This window comes from Streptomonospora arabica (genome assembly GCF_039531585.1).
Classification (GTDB): domain Bacteria; phylum Actinomycetota; class Actinomycetes; order Streptosporangiales; family Streptosporangiaceae; genus Streptomonospora; species Streptomonospora halophila.
The window spans coordinates 1-12,620 of the sequence record NZ_BAAAQI010000033.1 but is presented as its reverse complement, the minus strand read 5'-3'; the positions used below and the strand labels follow the sequence as shown (position 1 = coordinate 12,620).

The following is a 12,620-nucleotide window of genomic DNA, read 5'->3' as shown; positions in this document are numbered from 1 at the left end:
CGCAACACCGACCAGCACAACAACACCGACCAGCACAACGACCCCCCGACCAACTACGGCGAAAAGCACGCCGCCAACACCGTCACCCCTCCGCCCACAGCCGTCGAGATCACCGCCGACGGGCCCACCCACCAACCCGACTACGGCCCCCGCGACCTCCACACCACCAACCAGGACCCGACCGGATCCGAGCCCGACCGGGATACCGCCCTCCCCGACCCTGCCGAGACCCCCGCGCAGGCCACCACCGACGCCCCACCGCTCGCCTACGCCCCACCACCCCCCGCCACCGGCCCCACCAGCACGGGCCCGACCGTCAACACCGCCGCCGGCGGCACAACCTCCGGCAACACCATCGGCAGCAGCGGCCCCGCGAACACCAACAGCAGCACCAGTGGCAACACCAGTTTCGGCAACACCCGCGACTCCAGCGGCGAAACCCCCGCCGACTCCGGCACCGGGCACGCGCAGACCAGCATCACCCCGGACACGACCACCGAGACCCCCGGCACCGGCGGCGGCCCCCCGCCGCCCTCCCCGCCCCCGTACACCAGCGGCGGCGAAACGGATCAGACCTCACGCGACCAGGCGCAGCCCGCGCCCCCTGCGCACCCCGCCGAGCGCACGCCCGACCCCGAGCCGGTCGAGGACCCCCTCCCCCTGCCCGACGACGACGGCCGCGGCGACAAGGACGTCTACGAGCTGACCGACGTCTCCAACAGCCTTCCTGAAGACGGCGGCTCAGGGGACACCACCCGAGCGACGGGCCAGACCACCGATGCTCCGCTCCGGGAATCCGAGCGCCCGGAGCGGGAGGCCACCGACGCCGCGGCGGAGTCCGCCCCCGCTGAGAAGCCGAAGGACGACCACGGGCCCCCGGAGCCCGGCGACCGGGCGGACCACTCCACGGCCCCCGCGGTCACGGATGGCGGCGTTCCGGTGCCCGCCCCACACCCCGGAACCGACGGCGCCGCTCCTCCATCGCTCGCCTCGCACTTCAGCAGCCAACTGAACAGCTCGCAGGACGGTGGCCGAAACAGGCAGCGGTCCCCGGAAACCGGGCAGCGCAGCACCGACGCACCCAACAGCGGCAGCCGGGGCAGGTCCCCGGAGTACCTGCCGCAGCGTCGGCGGCCCGAAGGCGGTGAGCGAGCAGACGACCGCGCCGACGCGAACCGGGACGACCGGCAGCCCGATACACGGCAGCGGACCAGCACCACGCCGCAATCGGAATCGGAGACACGGCCTCCGCTGCCCCGGACGCAGGACACGCGCCCGGAGTCAGAGGACGGACCCTCCCACGGAGACGGCCGCTCCACCCGGCCCCGACCCGCTATCGACGGGTACGGCGAGCGGGGCGCACCCCCCGTCCATCCCGACGAGCCGCTCAGGACCGACGCCGAACCGGCCCGACCGCTCGGATCACCCGACACGGTCGACAGGAACCGACCGAAGAAGTCCGTCCGCTTCGCGGACACGATGAGGGGCCCGGAGTTCCTTCCGCAGAATCGGTGGTCCGAGACACAGCAGGAGTCCGGCACCACGCCCCGATCGCGACCCGAAGCCGGAGTACGGACTCCTCGGCCGCCGGTGGACGACACGTCCGTCCGTGATGCCGACTCTTCCGACACGGAAGAGTGGCGCGCCCCGTCCAAACCCAGCTCCAAGGCTCTCGGCAAACGGCCGGAACAGCCTTACGACCTCGACCGGAACGACCGGAAGCCGAACGAATCCGGCACGTTCCGCGGCTTCAGCGAGGAGCTTGGGGAATCACGGGCGGTGTTCGAACGGCTGAGTGACCGACCGGAAAACGACGATCCCTTGGTCGGCCGAACCGGTCGAGTGTCGGACGCGGAGCCCGGGCGCTCCAACCGGGTCGATCGGCCCGGCCTCCCCAGGCGAAACCGGTCGTCTCGGCCCGGTCCGCCGAGCGCTCCGCCGAGGCGGGTACCGGACCAGGGCGGCACGTACGACCTCGACCACCTGCTCCCGTCGAGTCTGATGGGATCGCACACGATCCGCGCCACCGGGCTGGGCGAGAGCGTCGCCGAGTCGGTGCGGCGCTTCAACGACCACCGGCGCCGACCAGACGGAAGCTCCCGCCGGCACGGCGGCGGGCAGCAGGACGGCACGGCTCCCCGCAGCACCGCGCCGGTCGACGCGATCCGCGCGGAGGTCGACCGGCTGTCGACCCGGGACATGCGCAAGGTGATGGCTCCGCGGTCCTTCAAGTTCCAGGTGCCCGGCGCCGACGGCGGCGGCACCTGGAAGGTCGAGGTCTCGCTGCGCCCGAACGGCCGGTACCGGCCCGTGACCACCCCCGATCCCCGCGGGATCCGGGAGAGCAAGCAGCGGAACCGCATCGCCGAGTCCTCCGGCTCCGCTTCCAGCCGCCAGGTGACGGGCACCAGCGGCGGGACCAAGGGCCCCTCGATCGGCGTCTTCGTCAGCCCGTTCCTTATCACGCCCGTCGACACCGGGTCTGTGGGTGCGCGCCTGACCGGCAGGATCACGGCGGGCTGGCGCAGCCGCCAGGTGTCGTTCTCCGCCAACAACTCGCACGGCGTCCAGTCGACGGAGGAGCTCAAGGGGCCGCTGCACACCTACCGGTCGGACATGCGGCTCGACGTCGGCCTCACACCTCCGGGAGAAGAGCGGATCGGCCTCGGCGAGCAGCACCTCGAAGTCGATGTGCACGTCCCCGGCGGACTCGGCCGGGTGCGCCCGGACGCCCCGCGGACGATCACGTTCGCCGATCCCAACGCGCCCGGCTTCGACCCCGCGCACCAGCCCTTCCCGGGCCCCGGCTTCCGCGGGGCGACCGAGACGCACCCCATCCAAGTCAGCGAACCGTCGTACAGCCCGCCCCCGCGCGACGACGGCACGCCGGCGCCCGGCCGCGGTCGGAAGCTGACCGAATGGACCAACGACCACCTGGGTGTGAGACCGCGCCCGACAAGGGACTATTTCCGCAGCTCGTCGACGCGCCAGGGCATCGCTGAGCAGACCGCCGAGGACAACGCGAACACCCTGGCGACCGACATGTTCCGGGACAACATCGCCAGGACCACGAACGGCCCGCTCCCCCTTTACGTAACGGACCGGTACGGGCGCCCGCGGATCATGTACGTCTGGTCGTTCCCGACCCGCTTCGAGCTCCAGCCGGACCCGCCGAACGTCTACGACCTGAGGTCGGTGAGCGGCTCGACCAAGGGCGTAGCCTCTGGGAAGTCGCAGTCGTCGTTCTTCCGCGTACTCGTGGGCGGCGGCCTGGACATCGCCATCTCGGTGCTGGACTTCATCGCGGGCCGGATATCCCCGGTCCTGGTCGAGGTCACCGGCCAGGTCCAGCGCCACCACGGCGACTCCAGGAACCAGTCGGGCTCGCTGTCCTCGCTGTACTGGGGTTCCGCGGACACCGCTGTGTACCGGGTCTCGCGCAACTACTACGTCCAGTTCGACGGCGAACCCGAGATGCACCGCTTCCAGGGGACGACCTACGAGACGACCACCGTCGGCAATGCGAAACGGCTGCACAGCGCAGAGAACCCCGTGTCGGCGGCGCCCCCGGCCGCAACCGCGAACACGGACACCGCCACTGCGGCCGCGGCCGCCGGACCGAGCACGGCGGCGGGCGCGGACGGCGGGAACAGCCGGAACGCGACCACCGGTACGGGCACCGGAGGCTTGCCCGCGGCCCCCACCCGCACCCCCCGGGCCGAGGGCCGCGAACGGTCGGCCACGCGCGCCGACGACGTGAACAGCGCACCACCGCAGGACGGCGACCGCCGGCCCCCGGTGTTCCGCAGGCCCTCCGCCTACACCTGGGGCGACGGCCAGTACTTCCGGAAGCCGCCGAACAGCGACAGGGCCATCACCGCGAACGAGGGCCTGATCCGCAAGGTCCTGCACGACCTGTCCACCGAGTACGCGGGCGTCGTTCTCCCGGACTTCTCGCGGAACGAGGACGACTTCGCGATCAAGCCCGGACACGAGGACAGCCGCTGGTGGCAGCGCTCCGTCCGGGAGAACCCGCCGATGCGCAGGTCCTACGAGACGGCCCTGGAGAACACCCAGCGCATCGTCGACGCCCTCTCCGAGTCCGGGATGCTCGGCAACGACGGCGACCTCTACAGCCGCGACGGGCTCCTCGTCCCCCTGCTGGAGTCCTCGACGTTCAAAGACAACGTCAAGGCCGTCCGCATCTTCGGCGACCGCGGCGCCGCGCAATACTCGGGGCCCGGCGACCGCGGCGTCGGGCTGGAGTCCAAGAGCGGTTCCACCCTGGGATCCGGCAAGGGGCGCGGCGGCAGCCTGGCGGTCTCACCGCAGGTCGCGGGCAACTTCATGGAAGGGCAGCCCGATGCGCAGGGCCGGCGCGAAGCCGGTCTGTTCCCCAAGCTCAGGGCGACGTTCGGCTTCTCGCGCAACGAGAGCACGGGGCAGGCGGCGAGCGGGTCCGCGGCGAACACGCTGCAGTTCAAGGGCGCCACGGACATGTGGACCAGCCCGTCGACCATCACCGTGCGCACCTACACCGGCGACGACCTCGGCCAGGACTTCGGCGGCCGCTCCCTGCGCGACCGCGGCAAGCAGCTGGGGGCGCCCGAAACCCTCCGGTACGAGTTCGCGACGCCGCGGCTGCCCGACGGCACGACCATCGGCTTCCCCGGCGACGCGGACCCGGCCGTGATCCGGCCTATGGACAGGGGCGACGCCGAGAACCAGATCAAAAGTGCGGGCCGTCCCGGAAACCGGCCGGGACAGGCTCCCTCCTACATCGACCGCCTGCGCAACGCCGGCGCCGCGATCACGGACGTCACCACCGCGTTCCGCGAGGCGGGCCCGGCTCGGACGCCCCTCCGGACGCAGCCTCCCCTCCGGCAGGAGCAGCGGCAGGACGACGCCCGGGACCAGGCCCGCGACCGGGACGGCACCCCCGCCACCGCCGGCCGCGACATCAGTATGACCGAGGCCGCCTACCGCCAGTTCTCCCGAAAAGGCGTCGGCGGCCGCTATCGGTGGGGCCTCGGCGGAAAGGGGTGGGTGGACGGCTACACCCACAAGGTCCGCCACATGGTGCGTGACAGCGCAGCCGGGCGGCACTTCTTCCCCAACTACGCGTCGCCCGCGAACATGGCCGCCCACATCCAGGACGGCGCCCGCGCGAGCACCGACGTCAGCAGCCGACTGCGCTCCCCGCACAACCTGCGCACCACGACCGACACCCGCCCCGAGGTCTCCGGCGTCAAGGCCGAACCGGTGCAGGCGGAGATCATCTCCGAGGACAGCGACGCGCCGCACGACCGCAGCATCACGAACACGCGCACCGCGAGCGCGGGCGTCGGCGGATCGGCCACGGCGCGCATCAACGCCGTGAACGACCCCGCCGGTGCCCCCGCCGGCTCCGGCCAGGGCGGTAGCTCGGTCCCCCAGGGCAGCAGCCAGGCCCCGACGTGGTCCTCCGGCCCGCAGGCGCAGCGGACCTGGGTCTTCAGCTCGAAGGGCCGCTCCAGCGCGGCGTCGCGTTCCAGCTCGACCACGGTCCTGCCCTCCAGCCACCGGGCCTACCTGTTCCAGGCGGCCGGGACCGTCAAGCAGGCGACGGAGTTCGCGCGCAACTGGAGCATCGGCCCCACGATCAACCGCTCCGCCGTCTACTCGGGGTGGCAGGCCACCACGGACAACCTCTACTCCGGTTTCATGCACGCCTGGGGCGCCATCACCCACGGGCTGGTCGACGACGGCCTGCGCGTCGAGCGCAACGGGGACGGAGAGGTCACCGGTCTCGGCCGGACTCCTCTGGAGGGGCCCGCGGTCGACGACGCGGCCGCCGTGCGGATCCGCCCCGGATTCGAGGGGCGCGGCGAGGTGCAGACGCCTCCCGACGCCGGTCCGGCGCTGACCCGGCTCGACCAGAACCTGCGGCGCAGCCACCTCGAGCTCACCCGGAACAGCCGCGAGAAGCTGCGGCAGGCGCTGGTCTCCGACCTAGCGGACCACGCCGCCTCGCGGGGGCCCATCGCGGTCAAGGTCCGGCGGACCGACGTGGGCGGCCTGCGGCCGCACGGGCTGACCCCGGCGGTCGACGCCGTCGTGGATGTGAACGTCACCCGGACTGATACCCGCATCGAGTCCGTCGGCGGGGAGGCGGAGATCCGGCGGAGATACCAGACCAAGACGAGCGACGGGAACATGCAGGGCTCGGCGACCCAGAACACGGCCGGCGTCCAGGGCAACTCCCTGATGTTCCCCACCCAGGCACCACCCGCCGGCGACGGCTCCGGCACCATGCCCGACGGGGCGCGCCCCACGCCCTACAGCACGGTGCACGACAACACGATCTCGTCCGCGCAGGGCGCGGGACGCGCCATCACCGACATCGGGACCCGTTCGACCCACCTCGCGGTCGTTTCTCCCTATGCGCAGGTCAGCCAGGACACGCAGGTCACGCTGCACCTCACGTTCCCCGGCCGCGGGCCGAACGCGTGGGCCCAGGTGGACTCCGGCGTGCGGCACAACGGGGTGACCGGCCGAGGGCCGGGCGGTCGGACCTACGCCACCTACTCCGCCCACTACCTGGAGTTCCGGAGCGGCGAGCCCGATGGAGGCCGGGTGGCGCCCGGGCGCCACCCGGCCCGCTTCCCGGAGGCCGAGGGCCGGCGGCCGGAGGAGCTGTGGCGGGACTGGTCCCCCCACGGCACGAGTGCGGGCGCCGCCTCGCGCGGCTTCGTCGAGGTGATCGAGAACGGCGGCCAAGCGGTCAAGGACCTTGCGCACGTCGGCCTGGCGGCCGCGAACGGGTGGCGCCCGGGAGTCGGCCACAGGGACGGCACCGCCTACACGGACGCGGGAGTGGCGTCGGCGCGCGCCTTCCTCGACGGCGAGTTCGGCCGCGACGCCTACTACGACGGGGTGGACGACAGCCTCACCGACATCGCGCTCGCCTCGTCGTGGAAGGACGCGGTGAGCGGCGCCGACGGCTACCGGCCGCCGGACGTGGGCCGGACCTCGCTCGCACTCAAGGCGGGTGTCCCCCGAGGCGCGGGAGCCCGCGTCCTCGACGTCGCCCACACCGGCTCGATCAGCGGCGCGTCCGGAGCAGAGCACGGGAACGCCGCCCCCGGCTCCCACACCTCGACGCTGAGCAACACCGGTGGGCCGTCCGTCGCCGCCGAGATCTATGCGACCCACGACGGATTCCAGCGGCAGGTGGTCGACTACAACTCGCTGGAAGCGCACTCGGCGTTCAACAGCGGCGGCACCGACACGCCGGTGTTCACCGCGAAGGGGCCGTCCACGGACAAGAGCAACGTCGAGGAGCCGCTGTACCTGGTCGAGTTCGACGTGGACTGGGGGGCCTTCGCGCAGCGGCACGACCGCTCGGGCGAGCCGGCCGGCGACTCGTTCATGGGCACGACCCGCACGCGGCAGACCGGCTGGGTCACCCAGCAGGACGCGCTCGACCTGGGGTTCATCACCCCCGACACGATCCGATCGACCTCCTCCGGGCGCGCGGCCCTCCTCCTCGGGCAAGAGGATTTGCGCGCGGCGGAGGACGCGCTTCTGGAGGCGCGGCAGTCGCTGCTGCCGGCGGCCGCACGGGCCGCCCGGGGCGGCCCCGGCAGCGACGACCACCGCCGCTACCTCAACCTGCTCACGGACTACCGGGGCAGGGTCGACGACTACCGGAACAGCCTGAACTCCTGGCGCGACACCGCCAACGCGGTGCGCGATCTACTGGCTCCGGCGGAGCGGCCGCAGCCGAACGTGCAGACGGACGGCGCGGAGCGGACGGAGACGGCCCCTCCCCCGCGCCTACGGCGCCCGGGCCCGCGGGGGTTGTCCACTATCGCGGAAGCCGGCGAGGGCGGGGAAGTCGAGGGCGCGGCCACCGGTGCCCCGATCGGGCCCGAGGATGCGACCGGCACGGGGGGCGGCGGCCTGCGCCGGCCGACGACCGATCCGGACGGGCCGGACGGGCCGGACGGCCTCCACAGGCCGGGCGGGCCGGACCAGCGGCCGGTGCACGACCGTCCCGAGCAGGACCCGGCGGCGCGGCATCGCGAAGGGGGCCGGGAACAACCCGCCACGTCCCCGACCGAAGAGGCCCCCCGACGGCCGAGTACGGACGACAGCGGGCTACCTCCAAGGGGCGTCGCCGCAGGCGAACCGGAAGGCAGACCGACCGCCGCCACGACCACCGGCCCCAAGACCACCGCGCCGCCGAACCTGCCCACCCGCGAGACCGCATCAGCAGAGGGCACACAATCGCCCAGCGACATGCCGCACAACGACCCAGAACAACACCTCCACGCCCCACCCGACGACCAAAAGCCACAGTCCAGCGACCCCGGGCGCCCGACAGAGTCGAGGCAGGCAGAACAACCCGAGACACGACAGCCCCAGCAGAGCGAGCCGTCCAAGCAGGCCGAGCGGCCTGAACAACCGGAGCAGAGCGAGCGGTCCGAGCAGCCCGGGCAACCGGAGTCCGTGTTCCGGAACGGGGAAGCGGATCGCACTTTCCACCGGCACGGCGGCGCCTCCGATGCGGTGGCCGCCGAGCAGACCGCGGAGAGTGTCGGTACCCGGAGCGGGCGGCCGACGGAGTACGGCGTTCAGGAGCCGCCGCCCTCCCGGGCGAGCGGTCGGACCGGCGACCGCCTGCGGGCCGAGGACGCGCCGGAGGCCGCGTCCGCTGCTCCCGCCGACGATTCCGGGAGAGCGCGCAGCACCGGACCCGAGGAAGGCGGCGAACCGGCCCCCGCCGACGACCCGGATCGGAGCCGGGATGCGGGTGGCCAGGGGAATCAGCAGTCGTCCGGGCGGCCGCAGGAGGACGGGCCGGAACCGGGCCGGACCCCCGGCCCGGACCCGCTGCCCGTGCCGGAGCGGTTCCGCTCGACACCCCCGGCTGCCGCGCCCCGCCCGCCCGCATCCCCCGAGCGGCAGACCGGGCCGTCCGGCCCCCGGACCGCCGCGCCGGTCCCGCCGTCCCCGCGGCAGTCCAGCGGCCAGTCGGAGCCGGAGGTGCAGGCGTCGTCCGACGTGCGGCGGTCCGAATCCACCGGGGCGCAGGAGGCGCAGCCGCAGGGGCGGTCCCCCGGGAACCAGGAGGCCGGGGAGCAGGGACGCCGGCGGCAGACCGCCGGGCGAGGGGCTCAGGACGCCGAAACGCCGCCGGCGCTCTCCGACCTCGCGGCGTTCTTCGACGACGCGCTCAACCCCGGACGCCACCGCGGCGGCTCAACCGGCGGTTAGCACTCCCCGCGATGCGAGACGCAGGAGGGCGCCGACGGCCACGCGCTCCGCTCGCGGGACGGGACGGCTTCCCCGCCGCGGAGCCCCCGCACGAGACCCGCACCGTCCGCCGACCGGGAACCGAACCCGAGGCGCGGAGTCGTCCACGCCTGCTCAGACGCGGGTGAGGCGCTGGACGCCCACGCCGACGCGGCGTCCGGCCGGTGTGTCGCAAGGCGAGTCGGTGATCAGGCAGTCGACTTCGGCGAGGGCGCCGAAGCGCGCCAGCTCCACGTGGCCGATCCGCTCACTCGGGGCAAGCACGACCACGCGGTCCGCGGCGCGCAGCATCATCCGCTTGGCGGCACTCTCGACCGGCGCGCGCGTGGTCAGCCCGCGCTCGGCGCTGACACCGTCGGCCGTGATGAAGGCGACGTCGACCTGGAGGTCCTCCGGCCCGGCGGTCCCGTGTCCGCCGACGGTCGCCCCGGCGCCCGACTGGATGCGCCCGCCGATCAGCAGGACCGTCACGTCCTCGCGCACGATGAGCGCCATCGCGACCGGCATGGAGTTGGTGATCACCGTCAGGTCGCCGCCGGCGGGCAGCGAACGCGCCAACTCCTCGGCGACCGGGCCGGCGTCCAGCAGGACGGTGCCCCTGGAGGGAAGTTCGTCCAGTGCCGCCGCGGCGATCAGCTCCTCCGCGGCGGGAGCCGCGCCGGCGGTGCGGGGCGCGGAGGACCCGTCCGCGGCACAGTCAGTATCGGTCGCGCTGCCTGCGGCAACACTCGTACGTCCAGGCATTACGGCCTCCCGTCCTTCGGTGGAGCACCGACCGGTGGTCGTCGGCGGGCACTCTGCGAATCCGGTGCGGAATCGGTTGACCGTCGACCGCCCACCGGCAACCAACCATTACCACGGGTTACAAACGCCCCACAACAGTTGGAAACGCAAACCGGCCGCGAAGAAAGCGCGGCGCAGCGGAGAACTCCGCCTCGCCCGCGACTGCGGCGATCGGAAGCCGGGAGCAGCGAGCGCCCCTTGCCTTGGCACCGGTACGCCGCGTGATCTGCCCTGTTCCATTGACGGCCGCCCCTTACGCGGGTGGCTGAGCACTGTTTGTCCGGTGCGGATGTCCGACAACGCATCTAGTCAGACCCGGCGCGGCCGACATAGGGTCAGCTACCTCACACGCCCCATCGCCCCACAGGTCACCCCCGCACCGCGCTCCTGTGGCCGGTGCGGCCACACGGCCGCAGGAGGAACGGGACATGCGGCATCGACGCACAGAGCCCCGGCATGAAGAGCGGCCGCCCTCAGGCCTCGCGGATCTGCTGCTGCGCGACGACCTGGCCGGGTTCGCCGTACCGGTCGGCGCCGGGTGGCGGCGTGTCAGCGCCGCCGACTTCCGGCGCGACGTGACGGCGGCGGCCAAGGGTTTCGCGGCCATCGGCCTGGACAGCGGCGACCGGATCGTCCTCGCCTGCAGAACCCGCTACGAGTGGGCGGTACTCGCTTTCGCCGCGTGGGCGATGCGCGGCACCGTGGTCCCCGTCCACCCGCGGCTCGCGCCCACCCGGCTCTGGCACATCCTGCACGACGTCCGCGCGAACATGATCGTCGCCGAGCATCCGCTGCACGGACGGGTGCTCGCCGAAGCGCGCCGCTCGCTTCCCGGCCTCGTCCGCTCGCTGTGGGTCGACAGCCCTCCGCCGGGGGACGCACCGAGCGCGCTCCAGGAGATCACGGCGGCCGGTGTGTACATGGACCCCTCCGCGGTCGCGGAGCGGTCCCGAGCGGTGACCGCCGCGGACGCGGCGGTGATCACCTACCCGGCCCCGTGGTCTCCGTCCGCGGAGCCGCACGGGGTCGTGCTGACCCACGCCAACCTGCTGGCGTCGGCGGCGGGACAGGTCAGAGCCGCGGGAGCGCTGCTGGACAGGATCCCCGACGGAGAGGCCGACACCCTGTTGCACCTCCCGCTGGCGGGGGCCGCCGGCCAGAGCCTGCTGATCGCGTCGCTGATGGCGGGCGTGCGGGTGGCGTTCCCCGCGCCCGCGTCCCACGCGGCGCCGATGCGCCAGACCCGCGCCTACGGGCCGAGCATCGCGATCGCCAGGGGCGCGCACATCGAGCGTGTCTTCGCCCTGGAGCACGCCACGGAGCACGAGCGGCCCGACAAGCAGGGGTGGGACCGCAAAAGCGCCTTCGACGCGGCGGTCGAGCACGCCGTGAAGACCGCCCGCAGCCGCCGGGAGCGCCCGGGCATGCTGGGGCGCGTGTCCCATGCCATGCACGAATGGCTGTATACGCGGGTGCGGGACCGGTTCGGCGGCCGGGCGCGCATGATCGTCTGCTCCGGCGGTGTGAGCGAGCGCGTGGCGGACTTCCTCACCGGCGCGGGCATGCCCGTGGTGCAGGGAACCGGGATCATCGCCGAGGCGGCGGGGCCGATCGCAGTCCGGCTGCCCGGTCTGACGGCCGAAGGCGGCGCCGGGCGCCCTCTGCCGGGGCTGGAACTGCGCGACGGCCTGCGCGGGGAGGTGGCGATCGCCGGGGCGGCGGTGTCACCGGCGTACTGGAACAGACCCGATCCCGCCCGCACGCCCACGCGGCGTGATGACGGTTGGCTGTTCACGGGCCTGACGGGGCGGGTCCACGGCGACGGTTCCGCGTCGCTGACCGGCCGGATCGCCGGTGCCGGGAAGACGCCCGCGGCTCCGGCCCTGCATTCGCCCGCCGAACCGCCCGACCCGCAGCGACCGCTGCCGACGCAGGACGTCCGCGGTCCGCAGGACCGCATCGGGCACTGACCGGGCACTGACCGGGCACTGAGAAGGCTGCTCCGCGTGCCGTTCCGCGCGGACGGCAGGCCGTGGCGACGCCGCAGCGAGGACGGCACACCCCTGCAGCACGTGCGCCCGGTGTCGTTCGGTCAGAAAGAACGCCTGCTCTGGGCGGACGCGCTGATGGGCGTCACACCCGCATATGGCCTACCACACAATGCCACACAGGCGGCTACGAATCACCAAGGACTTCCACATGGGCAGGTGACGGTGTTAACGTCGGCTCCTTGTTGCTGTGATGTCGCGCTGACCGCCCTTTCAGGCGACACCGCTCGGCTGGGTTTCGGGGAGGAGGTTGGGCGAGACCATGCCCCCTTTCGCCCATGACAGCGCGCAATGGGTCCGCGACACCGCCAAATGGGTCCTCGGCATCGAGATCCCCGAGACCGACCCCGCCAAACTCCGCACCCTCGCCGCAACCCACGACGGCCTCATCACCGCCCTCAACGAACTCCGCGACACCATCGACAACACCCGCCGCAAAGCCCGCGCCAACTTCTCCGGAACCGCCGCCGAATACTACAGCGAAGCCAT

4 protein-coding genes are annotated in these 12,620 nt (G+C 73.1%); 3 read left to right on the top strand and 1 reads right to left on the bottom strand.

What is annotated here, in order from left to right:
- Positions 1-9,261 (top strand): hypothetical protein (locus tag ABD284_RS25570; RefSeq protein WP_344149019.1); only part of this gene is annotated, 9,261 nt, incomplete at its 5' end.
- A 153-nt stretch (positions 9,262-9,414) separates the two neighbouring features.
- On the opposite strand, the gene ABD284_RS25565 is transcribed toward ABD284_RS25570, so the two are convergent.
- The gene (locus tag ABD284_RS25565; protein ID WP_344149016.1) at positions 9,415-10,044 is read right to left on the bottom strand and encodes a sugar phosphate isomerase family; all 630 of its coding nucleotides are present in this window, start codon (positions 10,042-10,044) and stop codon (positions 9,415-9,417) included.
- A gap of 467 nt (positions 10,045-10,511) precedes the next feature.
- Here ABD284_RS25565 and ABD284_RS25560 point away from each other — a divergent pair, with 467 nt between their 5' ends.
- Both ABD284_RS25560 and ABD284_RS25555 read left to right on the top strand, forming a co-directional pair.
- Positions 10,512-12,053, top strand: coding sequence for an AMP-binding protein (locus ABD284_RS25560; RefSeq protein ID WP_344149013.1), 1,542 nt, complete (start codon positions 10,512-10,514; stop codon positions 12,051-12,053).
- A 340-nt stretch (positions 12,054-12,393) separates the two neighbouring features.
- A partial coding sequence (locus ABD284_RS25555) for a hypothetical protein (protein WP_344149010.1) occupies positions 12,394-12,620 on the top strand: 227 nt, incomplete at its 3' end.

Bases quoted from the DNA above. Each gene is read 5' to 3' on its own strand.
- ABD284_RS25565 (WP_344149016.1), bottom strand. From the start codon at position 10,044: ATGCCTGGACGTACGAGTGTTGCCGCAGGCAGCGCGACCGATACTGAC.
- ABD284_RS25560 (WP_344149013.1), top strand. From the start codon at position 10,512: ATGCGGCATCGACGCACAGAGCCCCGGCATGAAGAGCGGCCGCCCTCA.